The sequence below is a fragment of the Serratia sp. ID 25-353 genome, assembly GCF_054792795.1.
Map to the genome: position 1 here is coordinate 513288 of NZ_CM139236.1, position 13376 is coordinate 526663.

Sequence of the window (13376 nt, forward strand, 5' to 3'; positions counted from 1 at the left end):
CGATGAAACATGAGCATTTCGTTGTCCAAAGCCCGGCGACCCCGGCGGCGCAGCTGATCTTGCTGTTTCACGGTGTCGGCGACAACCCGGTGGCGATGGGGGAGATCGGCAGCTATTTCGCCAAAGACTTTCCTCAGGCACAGGTGGTGAGCATCGGTGGCCCCGAAGCGTTCGGCAACGGCGCCGGGCGCCAGTGGTTTTCGGTGCAGGACGTGACCGACGAAAATCGCGCGGCCCGCATCGCAGACGTAATGCCGCAGTTTGTGGCGGTGGTGCGCCATTGGCAGCAGCTGAGCGGTGTAGGCTATGCCGGCACGGCGCTGGTGGGGTTCTCGCAGGGGGCGATCATGGCGCTTGAGGCGTTGAAAGCGGAAACCCGGCTGGCCGGGCGCGTGGTCGCGTTCAGCGGGCGTTTCGCTCAGCTGCCCGAGCAGGCTTTCGGCGACAGCGTGGTGCATTTGATCCACGGTGAAGAGGACGCGGTGATCGCGGTGCAACACGCTCACGCGGCGGCAGAAGCGCTACGGGCCGGCGGCGCCGATTTTACGCTGGACGTGGAGGAAAACGTCGGGCACGCAATCAACCAGGGCATGATGAACGCCGCGCTGGAAAGGCTGCATTATTATGTGCCGCAGCGCTACTGGGACGAGGCATTGTCCGGCAAGCGCGGCGAGCTGATCGCCTTTCGCTAAAAATTCAGGGCGCCGATGAGCGCCCTGATGTCATTTCTTTTTCGGCCAGTCGTCTTCGTCATCCCACTGGGCGTTGTTGTCGCGGTGCGGCGGTATCTCCGGCTTGTTGGCCAGATAGCTTTTCACGTCGACGCGGCGCAGTTCCTTAATGCCGCTGACGACCATTCCCACCAGGATCAGCAGGATAATCCACCAGTAATCAGCTAACCATTGCATAGCTACTCCTTTCCTTCACTGCGTATAAAACGCGAAAAAATCGAGGGCAGATGGCGTTCGAGCCATTCAACACCGGCGACCTCCTTATCTTGCCAGGCCGCCAGCAACAGCGCCGGGGTCAGCAAATGTTCGGCTTCTTGCGCCAGCGGCCGGTAGCTCAGATGCCACGGCTCCACCGCCACGCCACCGCTGTCTTCGGTAAAGGGGCGATAGAAACCGAACTCGGCCATATGCGCCGTCAGCCATTGGTTGAGCGGCGCAAAGTAACCGCCTTCTTCATATTCCCACGGCTCCAGCTGCAGCTTTTGCCCTTCCGGCAGCAGCGACGGATCGTAAACGTCCAGATCGCTGCCCCAGTGATGGCGGCTGGCGCCCGGCAGGGCCGACCAGCGCAGGATCGCCTCACAGCGCTCGGCGGCGGACAGCGGCGCAACGTCTATCGGGCGGCTGTCCTTATCTAATACTGGCCGCTGGCCGCAGAATTTGCCATTCCAGATAGCCAGTTGCCGGTCGAAATCGCGGAAGGTGCTGGCGGGCTGGAGATCGAATCCCGCCTCACGCGCGGCCTGCTGCATCGCCAGGAAGGCGTTGACCGCCTGCGGCTGCAGCCGATGGTTCCCGCTCAGCGGCGCCAGGTGTTCGGTTGAGCGGCCGGTGAGCATCTCTGCGTTGATCATGCGACCAATTGCTCCATGATGCGTTGATACATGCGGCTCAGCAGCTGCAGATCCGCGGCGTTGACACATTCGTTGACCTTGTGGATGGTGGCGTTGACCGGCCCCAGTTCTACCACCTGCGCGCCCATCTGCGCGATGAAGCGGCCGTCGGAGGTGCCGCCGGTGGTCAGCAGCTGCGGCGTCAATTCAGAATAGTGCTCGACGGCGTTGACCACCGCATCCACCAGCGCGCCGCGCGAGGTGAGGAACGGCTGGCCGGACAGCCGCCACTCGATGCTGTAATTCAACTGGTGGCGTTCCAGCAGCTCTTCCACGCGCTGCTTGATCATCGCGTCGGTGAGTTCGGTGCTGAAACGGAAGTTGAATTGCACGTAGAGATCGCCCGGGATCACGTTGTTGCTGCCAGTGCCTGCCTGCACGTTGGCGATCTGCATGCTGGTCGGCGGGAAGAACTCGTTGCCGCGATCCCATTCGATCGCCACCAGTTCATTCAGCGCCGGCATGGCGCGGTGCACCGGGTTGTCCGCCAGGTGCGGATAGGCGACGTGCCCCTGTACGCCGTGGATATGCAGGTTGGCGGTGATGGAGCCGCGACGGCCGTTTTTCACCACGTCGCCGACGCGCTCGGTGCTGGACGGCTCGCCGACCAGGCAGTAATCAAGCCGCTCGTTGCGCGCCATCAGCGTTTCGACCACTTTAACCGTGCCGTGGGTGGCGCTGGCCTCTTCATCTGAAGTGATCAGAAATGCCAGGCGGCCCCGATGATTCGGGTTGGCGGCGACAAAGCGTTCCGCAGCTACCACCATCGCGGCCAACGAGCCTTTCATGTCTGCCGCACCGCGGCCATAAAGCATGCCGTCGCGGATTGCCGGTTCAAACGGCGGATTGTCCCAGCGTTTTTCATCGCCGGTCGGCACTACGTCGGTGTGCCCGGCAAACGCCAGGGTTTGCCCTTCGCCGCGCCAGGCCCAGAAGTTTTGGGTGTCTTCGAAGTCCATGGCTTCGACGGTGAAGCCGATCGCCTGCAAACGTTCGATCATCAGCTGCTGGCAGCCTTCGTCATTCGGGCTGAGGGAAGGGCGTTTGATCAACTGCTGGGCCAGTTCGATAACCGGGCAAGTCATACGGCAACCTCGGCGATAAATTGTTGGTAAGCGTCGGCGTTGAAACCGAGCAGCGCGTGGCCGTTGCCGTCGTCCAGCAGCGGACGTTTAATGATTGCCGGCTGCGCCAGCATCAGCGCGATGGCGGCGTCGGCGTTATCGCAGGCATTGCGCTGCGCTTCATCCAGCTTGCGCCAGGTGGTGCCGCGGGTATTGAGCAGCGGCTCCCAACCCAGTTGCGCGACGAAGCCGCGCAACTGCTGTTCGGTCAGGCCGTCGGCGCGATAGTCGTGAAAATGATAGGTCACGCCCTGATCTTCCAGCCAGCGGCGGGCTTTTTTGATGGTGTCGCAGTTTTTGATGCCGTACATCGTCAGCGTTGTCTGTTGCGGTTTGTTTGCCATGGCGTAAAGCTACCTGTCTCGTCGAGTCGATACTGGGCGGCGGACGCGATCTTAGGCCTTCTCGCCGCCCGGCGATAGCAGAGATAATGCCAGTAAAGCGGCGGCGAGATCCAGACAACGATGCGCGTGAGATGCGATTGGGGGCCAGGGAAAGAGGCTGTCAAAGCGATGAAACGGCGACCTTCGCCGGCAGCGCTGTTAAAAGACGCCGGCGAATGCGTTCAGCTACCCCTGCGGTTCTGGGAAAGAAAACGCTATTCTTTATTTATTCTTATGTTTAAACGATCGGTTAAACACCGTACGCGGGTAATATGCAACAGCGGTTTTATCCTGCTGGTGCCGAATTTTTTCATTATTCGCGACTTGTAATGATTGGCGGTTTTATTTCTGATATTCATGGCATTGCTGATATCGGTCAGCGATTTTCCCGTCGACCACTCCGAGAGGAAAAGGGACTCGCGCTGGGAGAGTTGCGGCGGCTCGGTATAGTGACTGTAACGCTTATATAAGTCGCCGATCAGGTGGCTGAAACGGCTCAATGATATAAGGTTTGATAATATAATGGTCTTATTGTCGACAATCACCATTTCATGCGGGCAGTCGGTGATAATGACTATTTTGTAGGTGTTGGGGTTGGCATATTCATCGCGGTAACGCGCTTCAAAATTGGCGATGGTGACATCGATAAAGCAGACTCTTTTGCGGCTAAAGCCGGCCGGTGCACGTTTTTCCGCCCAGGTTTGCTTAAAGAGTTGTCGGATGCCGACGGTGGTATAGGCACACTCGCTGAAAATATCAATTTCCATTTTATTATAGTCCTTTACTTTCTATTTCCCGGTGAGGAACGATATCTTAAAACATAAAAAAAGAAACAATCTAAATAATTTCACATTGAACTTATCTTGTCGCGTAGACGGAGGCCCTCTCTCGGCAGCGGCAAATAAGGAAAGTCTCATATACTAACATGATTTATAAAGAGTAAATCTGCTTTTTAGCCGGCCCTTTGGCCGGAGGCGGTTTAATAGAATAGAAATCCTCTATTAATACTCAGGTTATTAAAAGGAATTAACATAGATGCCACCTATCGCGAAATTAAATTCGATCGTTTTTATCGATGGCTTTAGCGTGGCTGATTTCGTTAATGAGTTAATAACTAAGATATTTCTTGTTTTCTTGCCGTGATGGCGGTTTTATTTTGAACGGTGGAAAGACAGTCGATGAGTTTATGCGGAAATTCGGTTTGAAATTGAGATAAAGATAAATCTAAACAAAGAAAATGCGATGTTTTGAGCGACGAACAGCGCGTAATGTGGGCGATTGATACGGAGAGCTGGCGTGAAAGAATGTCATATCGAAATTTCCGATCGAGTAACACCGGAAATAACGTCTTGTATTGCGGAGGGGTTGGACCGTTTTAATGATCAACAGATCGGCTACGGCGATCGTCTGCCGCTGGCGGTGGTGGTAAAAGATCCCGACAGTGGGGACGTTCTGGGGGGAATTACCGGGCGTTCATCATTAGGGCTGCTGTTTCTCGATCTCTTTTATCTGCCGGAAGCGCTGCGCGGCGCGGGGTTGGGCAGCGAACTGTTGCGCCGTTTCGAACAGGAAGGCCGCCGGCGCGGTTGCCTTTCGGCCGTGTTGTACACCATCAGCTTTCAGGCGCCGGACTTTTATCAACGGCATGGCTGGCAGCGTATGGGGGAGGTGCCTTGCTTGCCGCCGGGAACCAGCCGCGTCTTTATGAGCAAAACTTTGTGAAGCGCGTTTAACGCACGTAGCCTCCCTGTTGCAGGCGCTGCAGAGAGGCGCCGTCCGCATACACCATGCCGGTGGCCAAATCGTGAAAGCCGTACTTTTTATAGAAGGCCCGCTTTTCCGGCACGGAATAGATGAAAATCTTGCCGAGCGGCGCCAAATCTTGCATTACCCGATCCATCAACCTGCGTCCCAGCCCTTGCCCCTGAAAGCGCGGATCGATCGCCACGTCGGCCAGGTAGGCGACCGAGGTCAGATCGCTGATGGCGTGCGCGGTGGCGATCAGTTCGTCGCCGATAAACCCCCAATAGCAAAACTGGCTGTGTTGGTAAACGCGCCGCAGGGTGTGCGGATCGCGTTTGCCCAGCCCGGCGGCCTCCAGCAATTCGCACAGCCGCTGCCAGTCGATGGCGCGGCGGTTCAGATCGGTGACAATTTCCATCGTTTTCCTCTAACCAATAAGATTGAGATCGGCGGCATAGTGCCGAATGGCGCGCTGATAGCCGCGGATGTCGGGGTCTGACGAGGTGTCCGCCAACAGCAACAACAGATCGGCCACGGCCCGTTTATTTTCACCCAGGTTGTACAGCGCCATGGCGCGAAACAACATCAGCTCGTAGGCCTGCGGGAACTCGGTCAGACCGTCGTCGAAAGCCCGTAACGAAGCCGGATATTCTCCCAGGGCGCGGTAGGTGCTGCCGAGGCCCAGCCAGGCCTCGCGGCGCTGGGCGGGCGGCAAATCGCGGGCCAGCGCCGCGAGGTAGCAGGGAATGGCCTGTTGCTCCAGGCCCTGCACGTCATACAGGCAGGCCAGCTGAAGGTGCAATATCGCCGCTTCCGGTTCGGCCGCCAGTTGCCGTAACGCCAGCGCAGTCGCTTCCTGATAGCGGCCCTGCGTTTTCAACTGCGAGAGAGACAAAGAGGTGGACATGATCGGCGCTCCATTGGCGTATTTTTATACCTTTTACACGCTACCGTGGAGAAATTGATATCACAAGGGAATAGCTGCACAACACATTGATGAGATAAATACGAAAATGTGCGCTAAGCCCGGTTTCCGGGCCCGGCATCGTTCCCGTTTCCCTTCACATGGTCAAAAAACAGGCGTAGAATCCGCTTCGTCAAATAATTGAGGTTGTAAAGTATTATGGTTGATCGTGAATTAGGAAACTGGAAAGACTTCATTGATGAGATGTTGGGCAACTGACACAGCGTTGAAGCAGATGGCAAGGTTGAGTCATTGGAGCGTCACTGAAACACCTTGGGAACGAGATTATCGTTCGAAATAAAGCAGCATCGGTAACCCGACGCTGCTTTTTTTATGCGCTGTCTGTTACTCCTCGGTGGTCGGCGTGGCTGCCGGATGCGGTTTCCCCGGGAAGCGGCGGCGCACCAGCACGAAGAACAGCGGCACGAAGAAAATGGCCAGCAGGGTGGCGGAGATCATGCCGCCCATCACCCCGGTGCCGACCGCATGCTGGCTGCCTGAGCCGGCGCCGCTGCTGATGGTCATCGGCAGCACGCCGAAGATAAACGCCAGCGAGGTCATCAGGATCGGGCGCAGACGCATGCGTGAAGCTTCGAGCGTCGCCGACATCAGATCCTGCCCTTTCTGATTCAGTTCATTGGCGAATTCGACGATCAGAATGGCGTTTTTCGCCGACAGCCCAATGATGGTCAACAGGCCGACCTGGAAATAAACGTCGTTCTCCAGCCCGCGCAGCCAGGTAGCGGCGACCGCGCCGATCACCCCCAGCGGCACCACCAGCATCACTGAGAACGGAATCGACCAGCTCTCGTACAGCGCCGCCAGACACAGGAACACCACCAGCAGCGAGATGGCGTACAGCGCCGGCGCCTGCGAGCCGGACAGCCGTTCCTGATAGGACATCGCCGTCCACTCGAGGCCAAAACCGGTCGGCAGTTGGCTGACCAGTTTTTCCATTTCCATCATGGCGGTGCCGGAACTGACGCCGTTAGCCGCTTCGCCGACGATCTCCAGCGCCGAGCTGCCGTTATAGCGTTCCAGCCGCGGCGAACCGTACTCCCAGTGCGAGCTGGCGAAGGCCGAGAACGGCACCATGCCGCCCGCGCCGTTGCGCACATACCATTTGTTGATGTCATCCGGCAACATGCGGAACGGCGCCGCGGCCTGCACGTAAACTTTTTTCACCCGCCCACGGTCGACGAAGTCGTTGACGTAGGTCGAGCCCCAGGCGGTGGAGAGGGTATTGTTGATGTCGTCGATCGACACGCCCAGCGCTTGCGCCTTGCGTTGATCGATGTCGATTTGCAGCTGCGGGCTGTCGTCCAGGCCGTTGTGACGCACGCGCGACAGCAGCGGGTTTTGCGCGGCCAGCTGCAGCAGCTGATCGCGCGCCGCCATCAGCTTGGCGTGGCCGAGCCCGGCGTGATCCTCCAACTCCATATCGAAGCCGGAGGAGTTGCCGAGGCCGGTGATCGCCGGCGGACTGCTGGCGATCACCCGGGCTTCGTTAATCTTGCTGAATGCCAGCGTGGCGCGATCGATGATGTCGAATGAGCTGTTGGCGCCCGCCGTGCGCAGGTCCCAGTCTTTCAGCCGAATGAACAGACGCGCCACGTTTTGGCCGTTGCCCCCCGGCCCGGAGCCGATGATGGCGAACACCGACACCACGTCCTGTTTCTCTTCGGTGAGGAAGTACTGTTCGACCTTTTCCACCACTTTGGACGTTTGCTGCAGGGTCGAACCTGCCGGCAGCTGCACCTGTACGGTGAAGATGCCGCGGTCTTCCTGCGGCAGGAACGAGGTCGGCAGCTTGATGAACAGCAGCGCCATGCCGCCCAGCAACAGCAGATAAATCACCATGTATCGGCCGCTGGCGTGCAGGATGCGCCCCACGCCGCGCTCATAGCGTTCGGTGTTGCGGTTGAACATACGGTTGAACCAGCCGAAGAAGCCGCGCTTGCCGTGGTGGTGCCCCTTGGCGATCGGTTTGAGCAGCGTGGCGCACAGGGCCGGGGTCAGGATCATCGCCACCAGTACCGACAGCACCATGGCGGAGACGATGGTGATGGAGAACTGGCGATAGATGGCGCCGGTGGTGCCGCCGAAGAACGCCATCGGCACGAACACCGCCGACAGCACCAGCGCGATGCCGACCAGCGCGCTCTGGATCTGCCCCATGGATTTGCGCGTGGCCTCGCGCGGCGGCAGGCCTTCTTCGCTCATCACGCGCTCGACGTTTTCCACCACCACGATGGCGTCGTCCACCAGCAGGCCGATCGCCAGCACCATGGCGAACATGGTGAGGGTGTTGATGCTGAAGCCGCAGGCGGAAAGGATGGCGAAGGTGCCCATCAACACCACCGGCACGGCGATGGTGGGGATCAGCGTGGCGCGGAAGTTCTGCAGAAACAGGTACATCACCAGGAACACCAGCAGGATGGCTTCCAGCAGCGTTTTCACCACGTCTTTGATCGAGGCTTTGACGAACGGGGTGGTTTCATAGGCCACTTTGGCCTCCAGCCCGTGCGGGAAGTACTGCGACAGCTCGGCGATCTTGTCCTTCACCAACTGGTCGGTCTGCAGTTCGTTGGCGCCGGAGGCCAGCTTGATATTCATGCCCGCGGCCTGCATGCCGTTGTAGCGGCTGAGGTAGTTGTAGTTCTCGCCGCCCAGTTCGACGGTGGCGACGTTGCCCAGCGTCACCAGCGATCCGTCCTGATTGACCCGCAGGGTGATCTGACGGAACTGTTCCGGCGTCTGGAGCTGCGACTGGGCGTTGATGGTGGCGTTCAACGCCTGTTTATCGACCGATGGCGTGCCGCCCAGTTGGCCGACCGCCACCTGGGCGTTCTGCGATTGAATGGCATTGACCACGTCCTGGGTCGTGAGCTGGTAACTGTTGAGCTTGTTGGGATCGAGCCAGATGCGCATGGCGTATTGCGAGCCGTACACGTCCATGCTGCCGACGCCGTTGATGCGGCTAAGCGGATCCTGCAGGTTGGAGACGATGTAATCGGCGATGTCCTGCTTGTCCATGCTGTTGTCGGTGGAGACGAACGCCACCATCATCAGCGTGGTGTCGCCGGATTTCGACACCGTGACCCCCTGATTCTGCACCGCCTGCGGCAGGCGCTTGATCGCCGCCTGCAGCTGGTTTTGTACCTGCTGCATCGCCTCGTTGGGATCGGTGCCGGCTTCGAACGTCAGCGTGACGGTCGCCTGGCCGGTATTGGTGCTCTGCGACGACATATACATCATGTTGTCGAGGCCGGTCATATTCTGTTCAATGATCTGCGTGACGGTGTTTTCCAGCGTTTGCGCCGAAGCACCTGGGTAAGTTGCGCTGATGCGCACGTTCGGCGGCGCCAAATTCGGGTATTGTTCCACCGGTAAAGAAAAAATCGCCAATGCCCCGGTCAGGCAAAGAATAATTGCCAGCACCCAGGCGAAAATCGGGCGATCAATAAAAAAATTGGCCATGCAGCGCGAACCTCGTTATGACTTGTTCTATCTTTAAAACGCATCGGAAATATGCATTTCAGCGGCAGGGAAGGATTCCGGCGCTATTGCACTTTACTCGGGATAGTCGAGGAAAGCGTGGAGAAAAAAAGGAGATAGTGTAAATAACGGTAGCGGAAAACGGCGTGGATGCACCGGCGTCGATAATTGTACGCTATTAAGACATTTTTATTACTATCAAAGGCCTTGCGCATGTCTTCGCCGCAGGGAACAGGAAAGTAAAAAACTGGACTCACCTTACAGCAGGAGCTTGGCATGGGAATTAACCCGGTATTTGCCCGTCGGCTTTATTTATGCTGGCTGATCAGCCACAGTGAGCGGCCCAATGTGCCGCGGTTGATGGCGTTGACCGGCTGGCCGCGCCGCACGTTGCAGGATGTGCTGAAGGCGTTGCCCGGCATGGGCGTCGAGCTGCAGTTCGTGCAGCAGGGCGTGCGCAACAATGACGGTTTCTATCAGCTGGAAAGCTGGGGGCCGTTCAACAAGAGTTGGGTGCATCAGCATCATCAGGCGCTGCTCAGCGCCATCGAGTAAGTGGCCCCGGTGTATTGGCCGGGGCGGGGCGATCAGTGGCTTTTGTACTCCAGGTACATCACCGTCGCCGCCACGCGAGAACGCACGTCCAGCTTGCGCAGTATGTTGCGGATGTGCACCTTCACCGTTTCCTCAGAGATATGCAACTGCGCCGCCACCTGTTTGTTGGACAGGCCGCGCGCCACCTCTTGCAAGACGTCCAGTTCGCGTTCGGTCAAGGCGGTGAAGGGATCGCGCTGCTCGCTGCGCGCCAGCAAATAGTCGGCCATGGCATCGCTGATCACGTTCTGCCCCTCGGCGGCGGCGCTGATGTGTTCCAGCAGTTGCTCCGGCTCACTGTCTTTCAGCAGATAGCCGTCGGCGCCGGCGTCGATCAGCGCGTACAGATCGCTGCGCGCGTCGGAGACCGTCAGCACGATGATGCGCGCGTCCACGCCTTCGTCGCGCAGGGCCCGCAGCGTATCCAGCCCGGACATGCCCTTCATGTTCAGATCCAACAAGATCACGTCCGGAGCGTGCTGCAGCGCCAGCGCAACCGCCTCGCTGCCGTTGCCGGCCTCTGCCACCACGCCAAATCGCGCATCCAGTCCCAGCAGTTGTTTGATGCCGCGCCGCATCAACGGATGATCGTCAACGATCATGACTCGATATTGCTTCATCACCATGAAATATGCTCCCTGTAGCAAGTAAAGCCACTCAAACGCGCCCGGAGGCGTGCTTCACAGTGGGACTGTCTCTTCAAAAATAGCGGCAATCTGCACCGCAAACCTCTCCGGGCGGTCTTCTGCCCGGCGGTAACCGTAACGCAGGGTGAACAGCCGCAAGGTCAGGGCGAGAATGTCAGGCAGACCGCCGTGCCGCCGCCGCTTCTGCGCCGGATGCGCAGCGTTCCTCCCAGTCGCGCCGCGCGTTCGCTCATGATGGTCAAGCCGTAATGCCCTTCCGGTTCTTCCAGACTGGCGATGCCGCAACCGTCGTCGGTAATACTGAATACGTTGTCGCCTGCGGCGTTGACCTCGCAACACACCGCGATCTCGCTTGCTCCGGCGTGCTTGACGGCATTGAGCACCGCTTCGCGCACGATCTGCAGCGCGTGCACCTGCTGCTGGGCGTTGAGCGCCTGCGAGGGCAGCCGACAGTGTAACTGAATCCGCGCGGGGGTTAGCGCCTTTAATGGCTGCAACAGTTGCTCCAGCGCGGCATTCAGATCCGCCTCCTGAATGTTGAGGCGGAAGGTGGCCAGTAATTCTCTCAGCTGGCGATAGGCATCGGCCAGCGTGCGATCGAAATCGTCGATAATCGTCTGCGCCGCCGGATCGTCGGCGGCGCGCCTGAGCAGCGTCAGCTGGATGCGCAGGAACGACAGCGTCTGCGCCAGCGAATCGTGCAGCTCGCGCGCGATGGTCCCACGCTCTTCCATCAACAGCAGATATTGGTACTGCTTTTGCGCCCGGTTGAAGTAGACGCCGCGCCCCAGCATGTTGGCCAGGCTCTGCATCAGGTGAGGATGCGGCGGCTGCACTTCTGGCTGCCATCGCAACTCGCCCAGCAGTTTATCGCCTTGGGTGATCGGCAGCGCGCTCCAGGTTTGCGCCGGCGCCGGCTCTCCTTCGTTCAGTTGCCACTGGCCATGATCGTCCGCCACGTTCAACCGGATGCAGCGCAGTCGTTCGCTTTGGCGCACGATGCGCAGCACATTTTCGAACGCTTGCTGATCGATCTGGCGCACGCTCAGCGCCTGCGAGCAGCGATACAGCACCTCCAGCGTTTCGTTGGCCTGCTGCAGGCGGCGGGTCTTTTCCTGCACTTTCAGCTCCAGCGACTGATAGAGCCGGGCCAGCTCGTCCGACATGGCGCTGAAGGTTTGCGACAGCACGCCGAGTTCGTTCGGCAGCGCCACGTCCAACTGCGGGTGGCGAAAATCGCGCTGTTGCACGCGCTGGCTGGCCTCGACCAGATGCTGCAGCGGCGTGACCACCTGGCGGCGCATAAAACGAATGCAGAACAGCACCAGGCCGATGATGGCGGCGTAGCCCAGTACGCTGACGGCGGCCACCAGGGTGAGTTTCAACTCGGAATAACGCTGCAGAGCGGAAACGAAATGGTCAACGCGATTGACATGGCCGGCGACCTCCGCCCGGTAGGCGGTCGCCTGCCCGTCACGGATCTGCCGCTCCATCGTTTGCCATGTTCGTTGCAGCGCCAGATAGTGGTTGCGCACCTCAGCCGGAACGTAAAAGCGCGCCAGCTTTTGCAGCGCCGGCGCCTGTAAAGATTGCCGATACTGCTGCAGGTGCAGCTCCAGCTCCGGGCTCTGCCGGTCAAGATCAAAGGCCAAGCGGTAGCTTTGCATGCGCAGCGAACCGGCAATGTTGATCGCCTCGGCATCACTCTGGCTGCCGGCGACGGTCGTCAACGCCAACCCGGTGGCGAGCACCGACAGTATCACGATGCCGAACAGCGCTCTGGCCAGGCTGCCGGTCACGGAACGTTTAACAAGCAATCACGGAATCCTTTTCTCTCAGGTGAGGCGCTTCGCCAGTTTCATTCGAAAGCAAAACTATAACTTTTGCAACTAAATTGCACCGCGATTTGTATCAAGTTGTCAACAAAACGGGAACAATTGTCGTTGTGTAATCAAATGAATAGCGAAATGCCCACCGATGTTCAGCGGCGGGCCGGTTTCCTCTGGTGATTTGTCTTTGGGGGGCGAATCGCACTGGGTTTTATGCAATGTCATGCGCCTGAGCGCGACTTATTTTCCATTATTTTAAGCAATGTTAAGTCCCGGCTTGTCCGGCGGGGTACGGTGTGATTTTTGTTGCAAATCGTCTGCCGCGGCGCGGCGTAATCGCGGTATGATCTTCAGGTTGCAACTCAAGGGAAAAGGGTCATGTCGTCGAAAATTGAGAATGTGAAGAAAGAGCTGTTGTCGGACAACTGGTATGTGCTGCACAAGTACACGTTCGATCTGAAACGCAAAAACGGCGGTTCGGTGCAACAGATGCGCGAGGTCTACGATCGCGGCAACGGCGCCACCATTTTGCTGTACAACCGCGCCAAGGGCACGGTGGTGCTGACCAATCAATTCCGCATGCCGACCTATGTCAACGGCAACGAAAGCGGCATGCTGCTTGAGGCCTGCGCCGGCCTGCTGGATGCCGACTCTCCGGAGCAGTGTGCGCGCCGCGAAGCGGTGGAAGAGACCGGTTTTCAGGTGGGTGAGGTCAAGAAAATCTTCGAAGCCTACATGTCGCCCGGCGGCGTGACCGAGATCGTGCACTTCTTTATCGCCGAATACCATGACGATGAGCGACGCGCGGCCGGCGGCGGCATTGAAGATGAAGATATTGAAGTGATCGAACTGCCGTTCAGCGAAGCGGTGGCGATGATCGCCGATGGCCGTATTAAAGACGGCAAGACCATCATGCTGCTGCAATATTTGCAGATTCATCGGGTGATGGCATAAAAAAAGCCGGTCACGA

The 13376-nt window shown here is 58.6% G+C and carries 15 protein-coding genes; 5 read left to right on the top strand and 10 right to left on the bottom strand.

The annotated features are described in order from the left end of the window. Nucleotides 1-2 precede the first annotated feature (2 nt). Nucleotides 3-692, top strand: coding sequence for an esterase (gene ypfH, locus ACYF6X_RS02365; RefSeq protein WP_063990465.1), 690 nt, complete (start codon nucleotides 3-5; stop codon nucleotides 690-692). 30 nt (nucleotides 693-722) lie between these two features. Here ypfH and ACYF6X_RS02370 read toward each other — a convergent pair whose 3' ends face one another. The 5 genes from ACYF6X_RS02370 to ACYF6X_RS02390 all read right to left on the bottom strand — a co-directional run bounded on the left by ACYF6X_RS02370 (nucleotide 723) and on the right by ACYF6X_RS02390 (nucleotide 3898). Beyond that, a complete protein-coding gene (locus ACYF6X_RS02370) occupies nucleotides 723-908 on the bottom strand; it encodes a YpfN family protein (protein ID WP_060428639.1) in 186 nt (61 codons plus the stop codon). 2 nt (nucleotides 909-910) lie between these two features. Continuing rightward, entirely contained in the window at nucleotides 911-1585 is a 675-nt protein-coding gene (locus tag ACYF6X_RS02375; protein ID WP_063990464.1) for a M15 family metallopeptidase, read from the bottom strand. Next, entirely contained in the window at nucleotides 1582-2709 is a 1128-nt protein-coding gene (gene dapE / locus ACYF6X_RS02380; RefSeq protein WP_063990463.1) for a succinyl-diaminopimelate desuccinylase, read from the bottom strand. Before dapE ends, ACYF6X_RS02375 begins: the two co-directional genes overlap by 4 nt. Continuing rightward, complete coding sequence (locus ACYF6X_RS02385; RefSeq protein WP_060438228.1) at nucleotides 2706-3092, bottom strand: ArsC family reductase; 387 nt, start codon at nucleotides 3090-3092, stop codon at nucleotides 2706-2708. Before ACYF6X_RS02385 ends, dapE begins: the two co-directional genes overlap by 4 nt. Before the next feature lie 254 nt (nucleotides 3093-3346). Next, nucleotides 3347-3898 (bottom strand): helix-turn-helix transcriptional regulator, encoded by a 552-nt coding sequence (locus tag ACYF6X_RS02390; protein ID WP_063990462.1) that lies wholly within the window; start codon nucleotides 3896-3898, stop codon nucleotides 3347-3349. Between the two features lie 529 nt (nucleotides 3899-4427). Here ACYF6X_RS02390 and ACYF6X_RS02395 point away from each other — a divergent pair. Continuing rightward, nucleotides 4428-4853, top strand: coding sequence for a GNAT family N-acetyltransferase (locus ACYF6X_RS02395; protein ID WP_063990461.1), 426 nt, complete (start codon nucleotides 4428-4430; stop codon nucleotides 4851-4853). A 7-nt stretch (nucleotides 4854-4860) separates the two neighbouring features. Here ACYF6X_RS02395 and ACYF6X_RS02400 read toward each other — a convergent pair whose 3' ends face one another. Together ACYF6X_RS02400 and ACYF6X_RS02405 are read right to left on the bottom strand one after the other, a co-directional pair. Continuing rightward, a complete protein-coding gene (locus tag ACYF6X_RS02400; RefSeq protein WP_107227876.1) occupies nucleotides 4861-5292 on the bottom strand; it encodes a GNAT family N-acetyltransferase in 432 nt (143 codons plus the stop codon). Nucleotides 5293-5301: 9 nt separating this feature from the next. Continuing rightward, on the bottom strand, nucleotides 5302-5781 hold the full coding sequence (locus ACYF6X_RS02405; RefSeq protein WP_130018176.1) for a tetratricopeptide repeat protein: 480 nt from the start codon (nucleotides 5779-5781) through the stop codon (nucleotides 5302-5304). Between the two features lie 216 nt (nucleotides 5782-5997). On the opposite strand from ACYF6X_RS02405, the gene ypfM reads away from it, so the two are divergent. After that, on the top strand, nucleotides 5998-6057 hold the full coding sequence (gene ypfM / locus ACYF6X_RS02410; protein ID WP_100396732.1) for a protein YpfM: 60 nt from the start codon (nucleotides 5998-6000) through the stop codon (nucleotides 6055-6057). Nucleotides 6058-6183: 126 nt separating this feature from the next. Here the strand turns inward: ypfM and acrD are convergent, their stop codons facing one another. Further along, nucleotides 6184-9318, bottom strand: coding sequence for a multidrug efflux RND transporter permease AcrD (gene acrD, locus ACYF6X_RS02415; RefSeq protein ID WP_107227877.1), 3135 nt, complete (start codon nucleotides 9316-9318; stop codon nucleotides 6184-6186). 294 nt (nucleotides 9319-9612) lie between these two features. Between acrD and ACYF6X_RS02420 the strand changes: the two genes are divergently transcribed. Then, complete coding sequence (locus tag ACYF6X_RS02420; RefSeq protein ID WP_004941750.1) at nucleotides 9613-9891, top strand: winged helix-turn-helix domain-containing protein; 279 nt, start codon at nucleotides 9613-9615, stop codon at nucleotides 9889-9891. Nucleotides 9892-9923: 32 nt separating this feature from the next. On the opposite strand, the gene ACYF6X_RS02425 is transcribed toward ACYF6X_RS02420, so the two are convergent. Together ACYF6X_RS02425 and narQ are read right to left on the bottom strand one after the other, a co-directional pair. Further along, on the bottom strand, nucleotides 9924-10556 hold the full coding sequence (locus ACYF6X_RS02425) for a response regulator (protein ID WP_004941753.1): 633 nt from the start codon (nucleotides 10554-10556) through the stop codon (nucleotides 9924-9926). A 161-nt stretch (nucleotides 10557-10717) separates the two neighbouring features. Beyond that, nucleotides 10718-12394, bottom strand: coding sequence for a nitrate/nitrite two-component system sensor histidine kinase NarQ (narQ, locus tag ACYF6X_RS02430; RefSeq protein ID WP_130018177.1), 1677 nt, complete (start codon nucleotides 12392-12394; stop codon nucleotides 10718-10720). A gap of 390 nt (nucleotides 12395-12784) precedes the next feature. Here narQ and nudK point away from each other — a divergent pair, with 390 nt between their 5' ends. Then, nucleotides 12785-13360 (top strand): GDP-mannose pyrophosphatase NudK, encoded by a 576-nt coding sequence (gene nudK / locus ACYF6X_RS02435; protein ID WP_033635486.1) that lies wholly within the window; start codon nucleotides 12785-12787, stop codon nucleotides 13358-13360. The last annotated feature ends 16 nt before the right edge of the window (nucleotides 13361-13376 follow it).

What these genes read in the sequence shown, in the direction of transcription:
- ACYF6X_RS02385 (WP_060438228.1), bottom strand. Translation starts at nt 3,092, where the DNA reads ATGGCAAACAAACCGCAACAGACAACGCTGACGATGTACGGCATCAAA.
- ACYF6X_RS02420 (WP_004941750.1), top strand. Translation starts at nt 9,613, where the DNA reads ATGGGAATTAACCCGGTATTTGCCCGTCGGCTTTATTTATGCTGGCTG.
- ypfH (WP_063990465.1), top strand. Translation starts at nt 3, where the DNA reads ATGAAACATGAGCATTTCGTTGTCCAAAGCCCGGCGACCCCGGCGGCG.
- ACYF6X_RS02400 (WP_107227876.1), bottom strand. Translation starts at nt 5,292, where the DNA reads ATGGAAATTGTCACCGATCTGAACCGCCGCGCCATCGACTGGCAGCGG.
- acrD (WP_107227877.1), bottom strand. Translation starts at nt 9,318, where the DNA reads ATGGCCAATTTTTTTATTGATCGCCCGATTTTCGCCTGGGTGCTGGCA.
- dapE (WP_063990463.1), bottom strand. Translation starts at nt 2,709, where the DNA reads ATGACTTGCCCGGTTATCGAACTGGCCCAGCAGTTGATCAAACGCCCT.
- ACYF6X_RS02390 (WP_063990462.1), bottom strand. Translation starts at nt 3,898, where the DNA reads ATGGAAATTGATATTTTCAGCGAGTGTGCCTATACCACCGTCGGCATC.
- ACYF6X_RS02370 (WP_060428639.1), bottom strand. Translation starts at nt 908, where the DNA reads ATGCAATGGTTAGCTGATTACTGGTGGATTATCCTGCTGATCCTGGTG.
- ACYF6X_RS02405 (WP_130018176.1), bottom strand. Translation starts at nt 5,781, where the DNA reads ATGTCCACCTCTTTGTCTCTCTCGCAGTTGAAAACGCAGGGCCGCTAT.
- ACYF6X_RS02425 (WP_004941753.1), bottom strand. Translation starts at nt 10,556, where the DNA reads ATGGTGATGAAGCAATATCGAGTCATGATCGTTGACGATCATCCGTTG.
- ACYF6X_RS02375 (WP_063990464.1), bottom strand. Translation starts at nt 1,585, where the DNA reads ATGATCAACGCAGAGATGCTCACCGGCCGCTCAACCGAACACCTGGCG.
- nudK (WP_033635486.1), top strand. Translation starts at nt 12,785, where the DNA reads ATGTCGTCGAAAATTGAGAATGTGAAGAAAGAGCTGTTGTCGGACAAC.